The sequence below is a fragment of the Pedobacter africanus genome (assembly GCF_900176535.1).
In the GTDB taxonomy this organism is placed as follows: domain Bacteria; phylum Bacteroidota; class Bacteroidia; order Sphingobacteriales; family Sphingobacteriaceae; genus Pedobacter; species Pedobacter africanus.
The window spans coordinates 2,431,082-2,449,539 of record NZ_FWXT01000001.1; the positions used below are offsets into that span (position 1 = coordinate 2,431,082).

Sequence of the window (18,458 nt, forward strand, 5' to 3'; positions counted from 1 at the left end):
CCGGGGGTATTTGCAGTACCCCTGGCTATTTAAAGGATAACCGTTAGGGTAAGTAACATTACGGCATAACGATAATCCTCCTTCCTTCAATCTTAAACTGTACATGATCTGTTAATTCAAGGATTTCCAGCAATTCTGCTATGTTCGCAAAACGCGATGTGCGGCCGCCAAATTTTTCTTTGGACGGGCTGCCCTTGTACTCAATCTCTACATTATACCATCTGGCTACCTGACGCATAATGCTTTCGATATTGGCATTGGCAAATATGAATTTTCCGTCTTTCCAGGCCACATATTGCTCTGGGTTAACCTTACTGACTTTAAATCCCCCGTTTGCTGCAGGGCTGGCCTGCTGCCCGGGCTTAAGCAATACCTCGCGATCAGAATTAGGTTTTAACACCCGAACACTGCCTTCAAGCAAAGTGGTGGTCGTACCAGGCTCATCCTGGTAAGCGTTGATGTTAAAATGCGTACCCAAAACCTCTGTAACCTGCCCATTGCTTTCTACGCGAAAAGGTGCTTTCGGATTTTTTGCCACTTCAAAATAGGCTTCCCCCTTTAGCTGTACCTTTCGTTCAGCGCCATTAAATACTGCCGGATAATGTAGGGAAGAAGCGGCATTCAACCACACTTTAGTCCCATCCGATAAAGTAATCTGGTAAGTCCCTCCACGTGGAGTAGTAAGGGCAAGTACTGCATTATCCCCTCGCGCTCCCCGTGGTAGAGAGGGCTGCAAGCCTGAAAGGGGGCTTCCATCATCATACTTTAAGTCTTCTCCTACAACTACTCCATTTTTCGCTTCACTTAAGGCTATCACTTTGCCGTTAGCCAATGTTATGGTGGCTTTGTTCATCCCTGGAACAATATGGCTGGCCTTTGCCATATCTCTCAGCCTGGGCTTACTTGCTTCTATATAAAAATACAGCCCAAACACAATCAGCGCAATTGCTGCTGCAAACCCTGGCCACAGCCTTAGCCTTTTTGGGGCAGGCCTTGTTGCTAAACCAGAAAGTTCCTTGGTAGCCTGCCAGATTTCTTCTTTTAGCCCTAAGAAATTAAGCTCTTTTGCCGAGAACTCGTGCTTCTTTGACTCCTGCAGGTACCAATTGTCCAACCAGGCTTTTTCCCTGGCACTTGCCTGGCCTAGATTGTATCTTTCAATAATAGCTTTAGCTTGCTCCTTGTTCATACTTCCGTAATGGGCTGATTTACGAAAAGAACAGCCGAAAGTAAATTTGGGGGTAGATAAAAAAAAAATAAATTTTTATGATGAGGTAAAAACCGTGTTAAACGGTATTTTAACGTAAAAAAAACAGCACAAAAAACCCGGCTTGTGCCGAACGGATCTTAGGCTTTAAAATTTTAAGCGCATTTTGTATTTGCTTTTTTACAGTTTGATCAGAAATACCAAGTTTTTCTGCGATTTCTTTATGAGAAAGATTGTCCTTTCTGCTCAGTTCAAAAATTTCTTTCATTTTTGGAGGAAGATTTCGGATTTCTTCTTCTACAATTTCCAGCAACTGTTTTTCATCCAGCAACGATGTTTCAGAACTTATATCCGTAATAAAACCGGCCACTGAACTCAGATAATCACTTCTAACTTTATTCTGGGCAATCAGGTTAAATACCCTGTTCCGTACCGCAATATACAAATGTCCGGACAACTTGGTATTGACATTCAGTGCAGCCGATTTTAGCCATAGGGCACTAAATACGTCCTGAAGCACGTCTTTTGAACTGTCTTCATCTTTCAGCATCCTGAAGGTATGAAAATACATTTCTGCCCAATAACGGTTATAGATTTCGGTAAATGCAAGGCGGTCTCCCTGTTTCAATAAAACAGTCAGTTTACTATCGCTAAAATCACTATAGGCTGGCATTTTTTTACAGATCTGATACGATCAAAACGAAAGTAGACTTTTTAATTGGCAATAAAAAATGAGAGTCTATGCCTCATTTCTTCAGCCAGCTGACTTACTTTGCTGGTTATAAATCGAAAAACCAGGCCATTGCATGGTCTTGGGAGTGCTGGCCGTCATTTTAGCACACACTAGCATGCAAAAGAAAAAACAATGCCCCGCAATCAGGTAGAATTGCAGGGCATGTATAATCTAACAGCATGAGGGGTACTGAAAACATCCATTTTCAGAGGGGCAAACATAGCGTTCATCCTGTTGTTATGGCCGCAAACGTAGTTGTTGCTCCGGAGTGTTGCAAATCTTTTACGCGAACAGGCCATTTTCTTACGTGAATGAAAATTTATGCGCTTAATTCGTCCTTCCTTTTAAAGTCGGTTGATTGACCCGACATCAATCATGGCAGATTATCTGCCCCCGCTAAATCAACTTACCAATCCTCTTTTGTTCTGAAATAGGTTAGGAAAAATACCTAATTAAGGTCTGCTTAAGGTCTGCTTCGGGGCTTATTGGGATAAAAGGTGCCTTTTCCCATCCAGACCTTAAGCAATCTTGGACCAGCTCTTGATTTGTCCAATAGTTGATGCCTGTTAGGCTGCAAGTAAAACCGAAGGCTAAAACAAAATACACTAAGCCAGCAATTTCTCCATAGCCCGATGGGTCTTTTCAAACTTAAACTGTGCCAGCACTTCTGTCATCATTTCCTCAATCTCTACATTACAAAGGTTACCGATGCTGCCCTCATGGGTATGGTTCAGTTCAGTAAGCGGTTTAAAGCTGCCATTTTCAATGCTTTCCCCTACCTGTTTGTAAGCCTCCCTGAAAGGTACGCCTTTTAAAGCCAGTTCATTCACCACCTCTACGCTAAACAGGTAATCGTACTTTTTATCTTTCAGGATATCCGCTTTAACAGAAATATTTTGGAGCATATAGGTAGCCATCTGCAGGCATTCATTCAAGGAAACCATGGCCGGGAAAAGGTTTTCCTTTAGCAACTGAAGATCACGGTGATAGCCCGATGGCAGGTTGGTGACCATCATGGCGATCTCATTGGGCAAGGCCTGTATTTTATTGCAGCGCGAGCGGATCAGCTCAAAAACATCGGGGTTCTTTTTATGCGGCATAATACTGGAGCCGGTAGTCAGCTCATCCGGAAAACTGATGAAACCAAAGTTCTGATTGATGAACAGGCAAACATCCATGGCCATCTTGGCCAGTGAAGCCGCAATGGCAGACATGGCCTGCGCCAGGACCCTCTCTGTTTTGCCTCTGCCCATCTGGGCATATACCACGTTATAATTTAAGCGTTCAAAGCCAAGCAATTTGGTAGTCATGGTCCTGTTTAAAGGAAATGACGAACCATAGCCTGCGGCAGAGCCCAAAGGGTTCTTATTGCATACCTTCCAGGCGGCCAGCATCAGCTCCATATCATCGGCAAGGCTTTCTGCATATGCGCCAAACCACAAACCAAACGAAGAAGGCATGGCAATCTGCAAATGGGTATAACCCGGCAGCAGCTTATCCTTATGGGTATTGCTCAGTTTGATCAACTGCTCAAACAAAACCGAGGTATTGCCTACCATCTCTTCAATGCAGCTCCTGAAATAAAGTTTCAGGTCTACCAGCACCTGGTCGTTGCGCGAGCGCCCGCTATGGATTTTCTTGCCGGCTTCGCCAATGCGTTGCGTAAGCAGCCACTCTACCTGCGAGTGCACATCTTCCACGGTATCCTCTATTACAAACTCTCCTGCCGCTATTTCGGCATAGATCTTCTTCAGGGCAACCTGGATCTCAGCAAGCTCTTCGGCACTCAGCAAGCCAATACTTTCCAGCATCTGCACGTGCGCCAGTGAGCCCAGAACATCAAATGCAGCCATTTGCAGGTCCAGTTCCCTGTCTTTCCCTACTGTAAAAGCTTCTATATCCTTATTTACTTCAATATTTTTTTGCCAGATCTTCATCTATTTCTTCATTAAAATTCTACTTTCCGTTGATAACCGGCTTCAGCATCTCTATGTACAGCACTATGCCTTCTTCAATCTCATGGGTGTAAATGTACTCATCAGCCATATGAGACCGCGCAGAATCACCGGGCCCCACTTTCAGCGAAGGAATACTCAGCAGCGCCTGATCTGAAGTGGTAGGAGAGCCATAAGTCGCTCTGCCCAATGCAATTCCCGATTGTACAATCGGATGCGCCTTATCAATAGAAGAAGGTTTGAGCCTTACCGAGCGGGGCTTTACCTCACAATCCACATTTGTGCGTATGATCTTTAAAACCTCTTCATTTGTATAAGCATCCGTTACCCGCACATCTACCGTAAAAGTACAGGTTGCTGGCACCACATTGTGCTGCGAGCCGGCATTGATGATGGTAACCGACATTTTTAAAGGCCCGAACATTTCAGATACCTTCGAAAAACGATAATTGCGGAACCATTCTATATCCTTAAGCGCCTTGTAAATGGCGTTGTCCCCCTCTTCACGCGCGGCATGCCCGGCCTTTCCATGCACCGTGCAATCCAGTACCAGCAGGCCCCGTTCTGCAATCGCCAGGTTCATCTGTGTTGGCTCCCCTACTATGGCAAATTCCAGATCGCCCAACTCTGGCAGCACATGCTCCAGGCCGTTGTTCCCCGAGATCTCTTCCTCGGCTGTAGCAGCAAGGCATAGGTTATAGCTCAGTTCTGACTGCTCATAGTAATATAAAAATGTGGCTATAAGCGATACCAGGCATCCTCCCGCATCATTGCTGCCCAAGCCATATAATTTACCGTCTTCAATTTTTGCCTCGTAAGGATCACGCGTATAGCCCGTGTTTGGCTTTACGGTATCGTGGTGCGAGTTTAAAAGCAAAGTAGGTTTGGAGGCATCAAAATGCTTATTATAAGCCCATACATTGTTCAGTTTACGCTGGGTCTTTACATTTCGTTGCTGCAGGAATTGCTCAATCACATCTGCGGTTCTGTCTTCTTCTTTACTGAAAGAAGGTATGCTGATCAGTTGTTTCAGCAGTTCTAAACTGTCTTTTTGCAGTTGGCCGGTCATCCTGTTATTCTTTGGTGTATAAAGCACCCGCTTTAAGGGCGGAAAGTTTAATCCCTTTAATTAATGAAGAACTGTAGCCATTGTGCTCCATTTCGTTCAATCCTGCTATTGTACAGCCTTTAGGCGAGGTTACCTTGTCAATCTCCTGTTCTGGGTGTGATTGCATCAGCAGCAGCAGGTCTGCAGCGCCTTTAGCCGTCTGAACGGCCATTTTGAGTGCCTCATCGGCATGAAAGCCAATTTCTACCCCTCCCTGTGATGCAGCCCTGATCCCCCGCAGAAAAAAAGCAATGCCGCATGCACATAAGGCTGTGGCCGAAGTCATGAGGTCTTCGTTAATTTTAACAACAGAGCCTACGGTTTCAAACATTCTGATTACCTCCTGTATGTTTTCCGCGCCCGCATTATCTGTAGCCACACAGGTCATGGATTGCCCGATGGCTATCGCTGTATTCGGCATGGCCCTGATTACCTGCACCTCGTCGCCCAGTTTACTTCTGATATCAGCACAGCTTACACCAGAAGCAACAGATATAAATAAGTGCTGCTTTGCATCAGTAACGGGTTTAATTTGTGCCAATAAGCCATTTAACTGCTGGGGCAGTACAGCCAGCACCACAATATCGGCCTCGGCAACTACCGCTGCATTGTCATTGCTCACCGCAAAACCCTGCCCGGCGAGTGCAGCAAGACCAGCTATATTTCTTCTTGTCAGGCTGATCTGACCGGGTTCGGCGTAATCGGACTTAACCAAGCCCTTTGCTAAAGAGATACCAATATTTCCGCTGCCTAAAATGGCGATCCTGCCTTTAAATTTTTCCATAACTTACTTTATTAATCTGGTTCCGAAACTGCTTCCATTAATTTGTAGTAATTCATCGGCTTTACCAATGTATACTGCCGAAACGCCGCTTTTTATCGCCTCAAAGGCATTGTGTAATTTGGGGATCATCCCACCTGAAACCACGCCTTCAGCCTTTAGTGCATCAAATTCATCCATCCTGATCTCAGCTACCAGGGAGCGATCGTCTTCCACATCCCGCATTACACCACGCTTCTCAAAGCAATAGATCAGTGCGGTATCGTATCTTTTTGCCATGGCAACCGCAACGGCAGATGCAATCGTGTCGGCATTGGTGTTGAGCAGCTGAGACTGCCCGTCATGCGTAATGGCACAAATAACAGGCACCAGACCTGCCCTCAATAAGCTATCCAGTGTTTCAACCGAAACCGAAGCCTCATCCAGGTCGCCCACATAGCCGTAATCTATATCCTTTACCGGTCGTTTTACGGCTTTAATGATATTTCCATCAGCGCCGGTAAGCCCTACGGCATTACAGCCTTTGGCCTGAAGTTGGGCCACCATGTTTTTATTGATCAATCCGGCGTACACCATGGTTACAATGCGCAGGGTTTCTATATCTGTAATCCTCCGGCCTTCCACCATTTTGGCTTCAACGCCTAAAGAAGTCGCCAGCTCGGTAGCAATTTTCCCTCCGCCGTGAATTAAAATCTTGTCTCCGGGGAGCGCGGTGAAGTCGAGCAAAAACTGATGTAGCTTTTCTGAGTTGTCGATTACATTTCCGCCGATTTTAATTACGTTGAGTGTCTTCTTCATTTTCTTACAATTTTTCCAGCATTTGTTTCAAAACAGCCTGTGCTGCCCATAAGCGGTTTCCCGCTTCGTGGATCACCAGCGAGTTAGGCCCATCCAGTATTTCAGACGAAAGCTCCAGATCGCGTCTTACCGGCAGGCAATGCATCACCCTGGCGTTGTTGGTGTTTTTGAGCTTATCGTTATTCAGCATCCAGCCTTCAGGATAGGTAAGCACCTTACCGTATTCCTTGTAGCTCGACCAGTTTTTTACGTAAATATAATCGGCCCCGGCCAGTGCTTCATCTAAATTATGCGTAATGTGTGCTCCCGGGGTAAAATCTTCACTCAGTTCATAACCTTTAGGTTGTGCTATGGTAAAGTCCAGCATCCCCTCCTGCTGCGCCCTGCACATCCATTCGGCAAATGAATTTGGCACAGCCTGCGGCAATGCTTTGATGTGCGGCGCCCAGGCCAGCACTACTTTGGGCTTCGCAGCTGATACCCAGGTCTCTTTTATGGTAACCAGGTCGGCCAGGCTTTGCAATGGATGGCGCGTAGCACTTTCCAGGCTAACCACGGGCACCTGGCAATATTTAATGAACTTGTTAAAAAAATCCTCGTTGTAGTCTTCATCCCGGTTTACCAGTTTAGGGAAAGAACGCAGGCCCAGCACATCGCAATACTGGCCCATCACCGCAGCTGCTTCACGTATGTGTTCAACCGTAGTCCCGTTCATCACCACTCCATCCTGGGTTTCCAATGCCCAGCCCTCTTTGTCCATATTCATCACCATTACATTCATCCCTAAATTAAGGGCAGCTTTCTGGGTACTTAATCGGGTACGCAGACTTGGGTTCAGAAAAACAAGGCCCAGGGTTTTGTTTTTACCCAGGTGTTGGTGTGCATAGGGGTTTCCCTTTAGCGCAAGTGCATCTTCAACCAATTGGTCAATATGCTGCACATCGTTTACTGAAGTGAATTGGTTCATCCTTTTAAAGCAGTTTTAAAGTCATTTAAAAATTGATCTGCCTGTGCTTTGGTTAAGTTTAAGGCAGGTAACAGTCTGATCACATTGGGTTTTGCTTCCCCGGTAAAGATTTTATGTTTAAACAGCAGGTCTTTTTTTACATTTGGCAGGCTTTCCGGCAAATCTATGCCGATCATCAGGCCGCGTCCACGTACTTCTTTTATGGCTTCTATTTTCTTTAATTCGCTGATCAGGTAATCGCCTACCTCTGCCGCATTCTGCATCAGGTTATCCTGTTCAATAACTTCCAGTACGGCCAGCGCCGCTGCACAGGCCAGGTGATTGCCCCCAAAGGTAGTGCCCAGCATGCCATGCCATGGTTTAAACTTAGGCGCAATAGAAATACCTGCTACAGGAAAGCCGTTGCCCATACCTTTTGCCATGGTATAAATATCGGCATCAACCCCTGCATAATCGTGCGAATAAAAATTCCCTGTACGGCCATAACCGCACTGCACGCTATCTGCAATGTAAACGGCGTTGTAGCCGTCACAAAGTGAACGTATCTTTTGCAGGAAATTGATGGAAGCCTCTTTAATACCCCCAACACCCTGAATACCTTCAATAATTACCGCAGCAATGTCATTTCCGTACTCCGAAAAGGTTGCCTCAAGGGCCGCTTCATCGTTGTGTGGTAAAAAGATGATGTTATCTGTTTCATTTACCGGTGCAATAATTTTAGGGTTATCGGTAGCGGAAACCGCCAGAGAGGTTCTGCCATGAAAGGCACCTTTAAAAGCAATTACTTTCTTTCTTCCGTTATAAAAAGAGGCTAGCTTTAACGCATTTTCATTGGCTTCAGCCCCTGAATTACATAAAAACAACTGATAATCCGTTTTGCCCGAAACCTTGCCCAGCTTTTCGGCAAGCTGCACCTGTAAAGGAATTAGTACAGAGTTGGAATAAAAGCCCACCTTGTTCAGCTGCTCTGTTAAACGCTGCACATAATGCGGATGGGTATGACCTATAGAAATTACGGCATGACCGCCGTACAGGTCCAGGTATTCCTGCCCGTTGGCATCCCATACTTTACTTCCTGAGGCTTTAGTGATTTCTATATTGTTGAGTGGATATACGTCGAATAAATTCATTTTATTTTTTATTTAATGGATTGAATAATGGTACATAGTTCAAGAGCGCATGTTGCGTTCCCGATGAGGGGCGGAAGTTTTGGGCCCGGCTTAAAATGCCTGGGCCTTAAGCCGCAATCCTGTACCTTCTTCCAATCCAAAAATTAAATTCATATTCTGCACGGCTTGTCCGCTTGCACCTTTCAGCAGGTTATCGGTAATGCTGACAATAAAAAGTTTACTGCCATGCTTTTCCACATGCACCAATGCCTTATTGGTATTTACCACCTGCTTTAAATCTATGTTCTTCCTGCTCACATGGGTAAAAGGGTGCGCTGCATAATAATCTTCATAAATGCGTTGCGCTTCCTCGGCAGTCAAATCACTTTCTACATATATGGCCGCCAGAATGCCCCTGGTAAAATCTCCGCGTTGCGGGATAAAGTTGATGACCTGGTTAAACCTGGAATCCAGTTGTTTCAAACTTTCGCCGATCTCATTCAGATGCTGGTGCTCAAATGCCTTATAAACCGACAGGTTGTTGTTGCGCCAACTGAAATGCGAGGTAGCCGATAAGCCCTGTCCGGCCCCTGTTGAACCTGTAGTGGCATTGATATGTACCTCGGCCTTTAACAGTCCTTTTGCAGCCAGGGGCAATAAACCGATCTGAATGCAGGTAGCAAAACAACCCGGATTGGCAATATAACTGGCTTTTTTTATGCGCTCGCGGTTCAACTCAGGCAAACCATATACCCACTTGCTCCCGGCGTTGATTTTTAACCTGAAATCCTGGCTCAGGTCAATGATCTTTATTCCTTCAGCAATATCATTTGCCTCCAGGAACTTCTTCGCATCACCATGCCCTACACACAAAAACAAAACATCAATGTCAGAGGAAAGCTTATCTGTAAAGCGCAGGTCAGTATCGCCCAGCAAGTCGGTATGCACGTCCGAAACCAGGTTCCCGGCATTGCTGTTGCTGTGTACAAACTGGATATCAACAGCGGGGTGGTTTACCAGCAGGCGGAGCATTTCGCCTCCTGTATATCCGGCACCCCCAACTATGCCTGCTTTAATCTTCATGGCCGTTCACTTTATGCCAGATCATCACCTGGTTTCCAAAAATCTTAGAAAATCCTTTCACATCCTCACCGCTCCAGGCATTGTTCATTTCGCCATAGCTGCCAAACTTATTGCTCATTAAATCGTGGTCAGATGTTATCCCGATAATGTTAAAACGGTAAGGCAGCAGTTCAACAAATACCTTTCCGCTTACTACTTTCTGGGTATCTGTTAAAAACGCTTCAATATTGCGCATAATAGGGTCATGGAACTGCCCTTCGTGCAGCCAGTTGCCATAAAAAGAAGACAATTGCTCTTTCCAGGAAAGCTGCCATTTGGTTAAGGTATGCTTTTCCAATGTATGGTGTGCTTTTATGATCAGCACGGGTGCTGCAGCCTCAAAACCTACACGGCCTTTGATGCCAATGATGGTATCACCAACATGGATATCCCTGCCAATGCCGTAAGGCTGAGCAATGGCCTGCAGTTTCTGGATGGCCCTAACCGGCTCAAGTCTTTCGCCATCTATGCCCACCAGCTCCCCTTGCTCAAAGCTTAGCTCCAGCTTGCGTGGCTTAGTTTCCGACACCTGTGTTGGCCATGCTTCTTCAGGCAGGGTCTCATTAGAGGTCAGCGTTTCTTTTCCGCCAACAGATGTTCCCCATAAACCTTTATTGATGGAATACCTGGCTTTCTCTGCACTATATTCTACCCCATGCTTGTTCAGGTATTCTATTTCCGCTTCGCGGGATAATTTCAGGTCCCTGATTGGTGTAATGATCTCTACATCCGGAATGAGGATGTTAAAGATCATATCAAAACGCACCTGGTCATTCCCTGCACCGGTACTGCCATGTGCCACGTAATCTGCGCCAATCTTTTTTACATAATTGGCAATTGCTGTAGCCTGGCTTACACGTTCTGCACTTACAGAAAGCGGGTAGGTCGCATTTTTCAGCACATTACCGAAAACCAGGTATTTGATACAGCTGTTATAATAGTTTTCTGTTTCATCAACCACTGCATGTGAAGCCACGCCCAATGCATAGGCCCGTTTTTCTATTTCTTTCAGCTCTTCATCAGAAAAACCTCCGGTATTTACAATTACAGAATGAACTTCAAGACCGCGGTCCTGGGCAAGGTAAATGCAACAAAACGAGGTATCCAAACCTCCGCTAAAAGCTAAAACAACTTTCTTCTTCATCTTAATTATAACAGCTATTTAAATAAAACAGTAAACATTAAAAACAGGGATTTCAACCCCTTCTTATTGGGTTTGGACTTAAGCACCAATCGTTGCTTAATGCTCATGAAACGTTCATATAAGGTTGGGTTCTTATGCAGTTCCTCCGCAAATTTCTTTGCCGCATCGTGCTTTTGCTCAACCGGATCGTACAACATGGCGGTACACATACAGTTCTTGCGTTCCTTCATCTTTAATATCTCGAAGTTTACGCAGCTTTGGCAGCCTTTCCAGAATTCCTCATCCTGGGTGAGTTCCGAGTAAGTAACCGGCTCATAGCCCAGGTCAGAATTGATCTTCATTACAGCAAGCCCCGTTGTTAAACCAAATATTTTGGCCTTAGGGTATTTTTGCCTTGAAAGTTCAAAGATCTTTTCCTTGATGGCATGCGCCAATCCGGCTTTTCTGTATTTGGGGCTTACAATAAGACCCGAATTGGCTACAAACTGCCCGTGTGTCCAGGTTTCGATGTAACAGAAACCGGCCCATGAGCCATCCTTATGAAAAGCGATAACGGCTTTACCATCGGTCATTTTATCAGCTACGTACGCTGGCGAGCGTTTAGCGATACCTGTACCTCGTGCTTTTGCTGATTCAGCCATTTCTTCACAGATTTCTTCTGCAAAGACACGATGTTCAGGAAGTGCAACCTGCACTATAAAATCGTTTATATTCATTAATAGGATAACGAAAAAATATAAATGTTCTGATTAATTGTTTTTTGAGAGGCAATCCTCTTCGTAAATGAGCTGGGGTAAAATATTTACTCAGATCCGCGGCGTGTAGGTTTGCCGGTTTGTGGTCACAAAAAATATGGGTCGCAAGCGCTCAATAAACAAACTTCTCGAAGCAATATTCTTTGCCTCAACAATAGAAAGTTTATGTGTGATGTGCTTGATCATTTTCTGTCTATAATAATATTTTAAATGAGTTGAGGCGCAAAGGTTTAAATAAATATTGAGTTGTGCAATACGTTTTTAATTTTTTTACATTTTTATAATGAAAAAATACATTTACTTTAACGCTGAAACCTGAAGTAATGCGATAGTAAACCTGGAGTCCCTTTCATCATGTCTACAATCATCTCTGCGCCGGTTACCGAAAAGGTAATCCCATTTCCGCCAAACCCCAATAAAAAATAACTATCCGGAAATTTAGGATGCGTACCGATATAAGGCAGTCCGTCTTTTGTTTCCCCAAAAGTACCGCACCAGCGAAAATCGGCTATAAAGCTAACATCCGGGAGATATTTCTTCACCGTTTTAATCAGTTTGTCTTCCTTTCTGCCCAGCAGCAGGTCCCTTCTCAGTGCATTTTTAAAGTTCTCGTCTTCTCCGCCTACCAGCAAACGGCCGTCGGCAGTTGTCCGCATGTAGAGGTATGGGCTATCGGTATTCCAGAACAAGGTTTTCTCACAGATTTCAGGATGGCGGTCTTCTTTTTCGCTGATCATTGCATAGGTGCTTTTTAAACTCACTACCTTATCTGGCAGCATGCCCTGTGTTTCATAGCCGGTACAATAAATGATCTTCCGGGCCTTGATACTGGCCCCGGTATGGAGCTGCACCTCTACCTTCTCCTTCTGGTACTTAACCTTTTTAAGTTCAGTCTTATCGAACACTTGCAAACCCCGCTCTGCATTGTAATGAAGTAAGTCGTGCGCCAGGCAAAAGGCATCCAGGCTTCCGCCATCTGCCGATAAGATTGCTCCCTCTGCCACAAGTCCATATCTTGTATACAGGTCTTTCTTATCCATCCAGCTTACCTCAAACCCTGCCGACTTACGTGCCTCATACTCTTTTTTCAACCATTTGAGGTCTTTAGACCTGCCCGCAAAATAGAGGGATTCCTTTTGCTCAAACCCACAGGCAGAACCGATTTCTTCTGATAGCTCTTCCAGCTTATAGATGGCATCCCTGCAGGCTTTATAGCTGGCAATGGCGCCCTGATCGCCAATCAGTTCCTTTAATTTATACAAAGGCACGTCTATTTCGTACTGAAGCATAGATGTGGTAGCCGAGGTACTGCCATTGGCAATTTCCCTTTTGTCTATTAAAACCGTTTGATATCCGTTTTTAACAGCAGCATGGGCCATTAAAGCTCCTGTTATGCCCCCGCCAACAATTAATACTTCACAGTCCAGATTGTGCCTTAACGAAGGATAGGAATGTTTTATGCCGTTTTTTACCAGCCAGAATGGTTCATTAGAACGTACGTCCATAGTTTCAGATTAGTTCTTCTATAACAGCAGGACCTTCAATCTGTTTGGTTCAGCCTGCCGATATTCGGCCTCATTTCTTTATATTTACTTTAACAACAAATGAAACACAAACACCGAACATGAAAAAGTGCCTGCTAGCGCTATGCCTGCTCATTGCCAGACCGGTTATAGCACAGGATATTGTACTGACGAGAAATATACTGGACACCCTCAGCTCAAAAACCATGTGGGGCCGGGGCTATACCAACAATGGCCTGGCCAAAGCGGCAGATTTTATCAGCACAACATTTCAGGCATACGGATTAAAACCTCTGGACGGAACATCTTTTAAACAGCCTTTTTCTTTTCCCGTAAATACCTTTCCCGGCAGCATGAACCTTAAAATAAACGGCAAAGCACTGGTACCCGGGAAAGACTTTATTGTAATGCCCCAAAGCATCGGAAAAACGGCCAGCGGCAAACTGGAGCAAAAGGATAGCACTGTTTTTGTTGCTGCAAATGAAGGATTTGTAGTACTCTTAAAAGATAAACTCACCTGGTCTGTAAGTACGCAGCTGGCAGATTACACCGGCATAGAAGTGCAAAAAAACGCAATTGGCCAGCCTGAAACTATTGAACTTGATATAGCGCAGCACTTTATTACCGATTTTAAGGCAGACAATGTTTGCGCTCTGGTAAAAGGCACCCACAAGCCCGATTCATTGGTGGTGTTCACCGCCCATTACGATCATTTGGGTGGCATGGGCAGCAACACCTATTTCCCGGGGGCAAACGACAATGCCAGCGGGGTCTCTTTTTTACTGAGTATGGCCAAACACTATGCTGCCCATCCACCAGCCTATAGTATGGCTTTTATCTGTTTTGCAGGGGAAGAGGCCGGGCTCCTGGGTTCAAAATATTTCACCGAACATCCGCCTGTGGAACTCCGCAAAATCCGCTTTCTCATTAACCTGGATATGGTTGGAACCGGCGAAACCGGCATAACGGTGGTTAACGCCCCACTCCACCCCAGGGAATTTACGCTGCTCAACACCATCAATGATGAGCATCAATACCTGGCTAAAATCAATCCGCGGGGGAAAACGGCGAACAGCGATCATTATTATTTTTCAGAAAAGGGCGTACCCGCCTTTTTTATCTATACCACCGGAGGCATCAGGGCCTATCATGACGTGTATGACCTGCCTTCCACCCTCCCATTTACGGCATACGAAGACCTGTTTAAACTTCTTACAACTTTTAACCAACAGCTGATGAAGTAAAGCCTGTTTTTTCAATTAATCAGCATAGTTTAAACCAATTTCCTTTAATTTCGTTGTATAATTAAAACAACAAGATATGTTCGATAAATTGATGGCCGCACAGCAAAAGGCCGATGAGATAAAAAGACGCCTGGATACCATCTCTGTTTTCGGGGAAGTTGAAGGCGGGGCAATCCGTGTTACCGCCACTGCAAACAAAGCAATTACAGCGATAGAAATTGAAGAAGAATTTCACAAAACTGCAGACAAGGAAGAGTTGGAAGAGTTATTGCTTACAGCAGTAAACAAAGCCCTGACTCAAGCAGAGCAGGTAAGCGCCAGCGAAATGCAGGCAGCAACCAAAGATATGCTTGGCGGTTTGGGTGGTATGTTTGGTGGCTAAAAACCGGTAATGTTTGACAAAGAAAAACAGCGCAAAATGAAGTATACTTATTACGGACAATCCTGCTTTCAGCTGGAAGCAGATGGCAAAAAATTTCTTTTTGATCCTTTTATTTCGGGGAATTCCCTTGCAAAGCATATTGACATCAAATCTATTGAAGCCGATTACATCCTGGTGAGCCACGGCCATGGTGACCATGTGGCCGATATTGTGCAGATTGCCAATCAGAGCAATGCCCAGGTAATTGCAATGGTAGAAGTGGCACACTGGATCACAAAACAGGGGGTAAAAAATGTAACTGATATCAATTTCGGTAAATCGAAATTTGATTTCGGCACCTTACGCACGGTATGGGCTGTACACAGCAGCAGCAATCCGGATGGCAGCTATGGCGGCAATCCGGCTGGCTTTGTATTGGAGCTTGAAGGAAAATCCATCTATTTTGCCGGAGATACTGCCCTTACAACAGAAATGAAACTACTGGCAGACCTGCACAGCCTGGATTATGCCATCCTGCCTATAGGCGGACACTATACCATGGATGTAGACGATGCCCTGGTAGCCACCAAGTACCTCGAGTGCGAAAAGGTAATCGGTGTTCATTACAATACCTTCCCGCCAATCCAAATAGATCCGGAAGCGGCTGTTGCGAAATTTAAAAGAGAAAACAAAGTATTGCTGCTGCCTGCAATAGGAGAAACCATTGAACTTTAGTAAAAAAAGTACCGGAATACACACCAGTACTTTTTTATTTAATAGCCGTTATGCTTGCTTTTTAACAGAAGTTAATGCGCCGCAAGCCAGTTGTCGCCCTCTCCAATTTCAACTTCAATTGGCACTGTAGTTTTGATCGCAGTCTTCATCCGGTGTGAAATGAGCTCTTTCATGACCTCCACCTCGGTTTTAAGCACGTCAAAAACCAACTCGTCATGCACCTGCATGGTCATTTTGGATTGCAGTCCTTTGTCCTGAATGTCTTTGTGAATGTTGATCATCGCTACTTTGATCATATCGGCGGCTGAGCCTTGTATCGGTGCATTGATGGCATTTCGTTCGGCAAAACCACGAACGGTCTGGTTGGCCGAATTGATATCCCTCAAATACCTTCTTCTACCCAGAATGGTTTCAACAAAACCATTTTCACGGGCAAAGTTCATGGTGTCTGACATGTATTTTTTTATGCCCGGATATTGGGTAAAGTACTGTTCTATAATTTCAGCTGCTTCCTTTCTCGGTATGCCTAAATTTTGGGACAGACCAAAGGCCGACTGCCCGTAAATGATGCCGAAGTTCACAGCCTTGGCATTCCGTCGCTGTGTTGCATCCACATCTTCAATAGCAATACCATAAACCCTGGCCGCTGTTGCGGTATGGATATCTATGCCTTTGCTGAAAGCGTCGAGCATGTTCTCCTCTTTACTGATGTCGGCAATGATACGCAGCTCTATCTGCGAATAATCTGCTGAAAGCAGGATATGGTTTTCATCCCTGGCGATAAAAGCCTTACGTACCTCCCTCCCTCTTTCGGTACGGATAGGAATATTCTGTAGGTTCGGATTATTGGAACTCAACCTGCCTGTAGCGGCAACAGCCTGGTTAAAGCTGGTATGTACACGGCCTGTCTTTGGATTAACCAGCAAAGGCAGGGCATCCACATAGGTCGATTTTAGCTTCTGCAGCTGACGGAAATCCAGGATATCCTGTACCACATCACTTTTATGGGCCAGGGCCAGCAATACATCTTCGCCAGTCTGGTACTGGCCTGTTTTGGTTTTTTTTGCCTTAGGGTCCAGCTTTAGTTTATCAAAAAGCACTTCTCCAAGCTGTTTTGGTGAGGCCAGGTTAAACTGTACACCACACTTCTCGTACACATTCTGCTCAAATTTTCTGATGTCAAGCTCCAGCTCTTTTGAATAATTAACCAGCGTATCCATGTCAATTCTCACTCCTTCTTTTTCGATATCGGCCAACACATAGATCAGGGGGTTTTCTACTTCCGTCGCCAGCTTTTCGGCGTTCAGCTCCTTTAGCAGAGGTTCAAAAACACCAGCCAGCTGTAAGGTCACATCAGCGTCCTCGGCAGCATAGTCGGTCACTTTTTCTACAGGAACATCGCGCATATTGCCCTGCGCTTTGCCTTTGGCACCGATCAGGGTAGTTATGGAGATGGGCGAATAGTTTAAATAATTCTCGGCCAGCACGTCCATATTGTGCCTGGTATCCGGATCAATCAGGTAATGCGCCAGCATGGTATCAAACAAACGCCCTTTTACAGCTACCCCGTACCATTTCAATACCAGCATATCGTACTTGATGTTCTGCCCTATTTTAACAATATCAGCATTTTCCAGAACCATCCTGAACTCTTCTACAATCTCCTGGGCAGCTGCCCTTTCGGCCGGTACAGGTACATAATAACCTTCTCCGGGCTTAATACTGAAAGATAAACCAACCAGGTCAGCCAGGTTGGCATCGGTACCCGTAGTTTCTGTATCAAAAGAAATCCTTTCCTGCTTCATCAACAGCTCAACAAGTGCTTTACGCATTTCCGGTGTATTGGCAAGCTGATAATTGTGTGCAATATTTTCAATGGTATTTAAGACCTTTACTTCTGGAAGTTCCAGCACTGGTGCCGGTACGGTTATCAGCTCTGTGTAAGAAATGGTTTCGCCAACAACATTTCCAAATAGATCGGTCTGCTGGCTAATTACTGTTGCGGTTCCTTTATTAAAGCCTTCGCCAAACACCCTTTTGCCTATGGTCCTGAATTCCAGCTCTGCAAACAAGGGTTCCAGCAACTCCCGGCTTGGCTCTTCCAATTCCAGAGCCCTTTCATCAAATTCTACCGGAACGTTCAATATAATGGTTGCCAGCTTTTTGGAGATGAGCCCCTGCTCTGCATAGGTTTCAACATTTTCCCTTTGCTTGCCTTTCAGCTCATGCGAATTGGCAATGATATTTTCTACGGAACCATATTGTTTGATAAGTGCTTTCGCTGTTTTTTCTCCTATCCCTGGGATGCCCGGAATGTTGTCTACCGCATCTCCCCACAGACCCAGTATGTCTATAACCTGGTCTACACGGTCTATTTCCCATTTGGCCAGTACCTCTTTAACTCCAAGTATCTCCATTTCATTCCCCATTCTTGCAGGTTTGTAAATAAAAATACTATCGGATACCAGCTGCGCAAAGTCCTTATCCGGGGTCATACAAAACACCTGGAAGCCTTGCTTTTCAGCCTCCTTGGCCAAAGTGCCGATGATATCATCTGCCTCATAACCATCTTTGGTAATTACCGGGATCCTGAATCCTTCTATCAGCTTAAAAATGTAGGGAAGCGCGGCCGACAGGTCTTCTGGCATGGCCTCCCGGTGCGCCTTATAGGCTTCAAAGTCGGTATGTCTTTCGGTAGGGGCATCGGTATCAAAAACCACAGCAATATGGGTAGGATTCTCCTTTTTCAGAACCTCCATCAAGGTATTGGCAAAGCCCATTACGGCCGAAGTGTTAATTCCGGTAGAAGTAAACCTTGGGTTTTTACTCAGTGCAAAATGCGCCCTGTAAATCAGCGCCATACCGTCAAGAAGAAAAAGTTTTTTCATATTTCCATTTCAATGTTACTTCGATAAA

At 45.1% G+C, this 18,458-nt stretch carries 16 protein-coding genes; 3 read left to right on the forward strand and 13 right to left on the reverse strand.

Features of this window, described 5'->3' with window-relative positions; all coding sequences use genetic code 11:
* Positions 1-58 precede the first annotated feature (58 nt).
* The 12 genes from B9A91_RS10005 to B9A91_RS10060 form a co-directional block, all read right to left on the reverse strand.
* On the reverse strand, positions 59-1,189 hold the full coding sequence (locus B9A91_RS10005) for a FecR family protein (protein WP_084238190.1): 1,131 nt from the start codon (positions 1,187-1,189) through the stop codon (positions 59-61).
* Positions 1,190-1,298: 109 nt separating this feature from the next.
* A complete protein-coding gene (locus B9A91_RS10010; RefSeq protein ID WP_084238191.1) occupies positions 1,299-1,880 on the reverse strand; it encodes an RNA polymerase sigma factor in 582 nt (193 codons plus the stop codon).
* 665 nt (positions 1,881-2,545) lie between these two features.
* Positions 2,546-3,877 (reverse strand): argininosuccinate lyase, encoded by a 1,332-nt coding sequence (gene argH, locus B9A91_RS10015; protein ID WP_084238192.1) that lies wholly within the window; start codon positions 3,875-3,877, stop codon positions 2,546-2,548.
* A gap of 19 nt (positions 3,878-3,896) precedes the next feature.
* A complete protein-coding gene (locus tag B9A91_RS10020) occupies positions 3,897-4,964 on the reverse strand; it encodes a M20 family metallo-hydrolase (RefSeq protein ID WP_084238193.1) in 1,068 nt (355 codons plus the stop codon).
* Between the two features lie 4 nt (positions 4,965-4,968).
* Positions 4,969-5,787: a pyrroline-5-carboxylate reductase gene (gene proC / locus B9A91_RS10025; protein ID WP_084238194.1), complete on the reverse strand. Its 819-nt coding sequence runs from the start codon at positions 5,785-5,787 to the stop codon at positions 4,969-4,971.
* Positions 5,788-5,790: 3 nt separating this feature from the next.
* Entirely contained in the window at positions 5,791-6,582 is a 792-nt protein-coding gene (gene argB, locus B9A91_RS10030) for an acetylglutamate kinase (protein ID WP_084238195.1), read from the reverse strand.
* A 4-nt stretch (positions 6,583-6,586) separates the two neighbouring features.
* A complete protein-coding gene (locus tag B9A91_RS10035) occupies positions 6,587-7,549 on the reverse strand; it encodes a Rossmann-fold NAD(P)-binding domain-containing protein (protein ID WP_084238196.1) in 963 nt (320 codons plus the stop codon).
* The gene (locus B9A91_RS10040) at positions 7,546-8,679 is read right to left on the reverse strand and encodes an aspartate aminotransferase family protein (protein ID WP_084238197.1); all 1,134 of its coding nucleotides are present in this window, start codon (positions 8,677-8,679) and stop codon (positions 7,546-7,548) included. Before B9A91_RS10040 ends, B9A91_RS10035 begins: the two co-directional genes overlap by 4 nt.
* A gap of 90 nt (positions 8,680-8,769) precedes the next feature.
* A complete protein-coding gene (gene argC / locus B9A91_RS10045) occupies positions 8,770-9,741 on the reverse strand; it encodes an N-acetyl-gamma-glutamyl-phosphate reductase (RefSeq protein WP_084238198.1) in 972 nt (323 codons plus the stop codon).
* Positions 9,731-10,924: an argininosuccinate synthase gene (argG, locus tag B9A91_RS10050; RefSeq protein WP_084238199.1), complete on the reverse strand. Its 1,194-nt coding sequence runs from the start codon at positions 10,922-10,924 to the stop codon at positions 9,731-9,733. The genes argC and argG overlap by 11 nt, the downstream gene beginning before the upstream one ends.
* Before the next feature lie 14 nt (positions 10,925-10,938).
* Positions 10,939-11,640 carry a Clp protease/crotonase-like domain-containing protein gene (locus tag B9A91_RS10055; RefSeq protein WP_084238200.1) on the reverse strand — a complete coding sequence of 234 codons (702 nt, stop codon included), beginning with the start codon at positions 11,638-11,640 and terminating at the stop codon, positions 10,939-10,941.
* 341 nt (positions 11,641-11,981) lie between these two features.
* Complete coding sequence (locus tag B9A91_RS10060) at positions 11,982-13,184, reverse strand: NAD(P)/FAD-dependent oxidoreductase (protein WP_084238201.1); 1,203 nt, start codon at positions 13,182-13,184, stop codon at positions 11,982-11,984.
* Between the two features lie 119 nt (positions 13,185-13,303).
* Between B9A91_RS10060 and B9A91_RS10065 the strand changes: the two genes are divergently transcribed.
* From B9A91_RS10065 to B9A91_RS10075, 3 genes are all read left to right on the forward strand, one after another.
* Positions 13,304-14,446, forward strand: coding sequence for a M28 family metallopeptidase (locus B9A91_RS10065; RefSeq protein WP_084238202.1), 1,143 nt, complete (start codon positions 13,304-13,306; stop codon positions 14,444-14,446).
* A 76-nt stretch (positions 14,447-14,522) separates the two neighbouring features.
* Positions 14,523-14,828: a YbaB/EbfC family nucleoid-associated protein gene (locus B9A91_RS10070; protein ID WP_084238203.1), complete on the forward strand. Its 306-nt coding sequence runs from the start codon at positions 14,523-14,525 to the stop codon at positions 14,826-14,828.
* 36 nt (positions 14,829-14,864) lie between these two features.
* Positions 14,865-15,542 (forward strand): metal-dependent hydrolase, encoded by a 678-nt coding sequence (locus B9A91_RS10075; protein ID WP_084239666.1) that lies wholly within the window; start codon positions 14,865-14,867, stop codon positions 15,540-15,542.
* 71 nt (positions 15,543-15,613) lie between these two features.
* On the opposite strand, the gene polA is transcribed toward B9A91_RS10075, so the two are convergent.
* Positions 15,614-18,430, reverse strand: a complete 2,817-nt coding sequence (gene polA, locus B9A91_RS10080; RefSeq protein ID WP_084238204.1) for a DNA polymerase I — start codon at positions 18,428-18,430, stop codon at positions 15,614-15,616.
* Between the last annotated feature and the right edge of the window lie 28 nt (positions 18,431-18,458).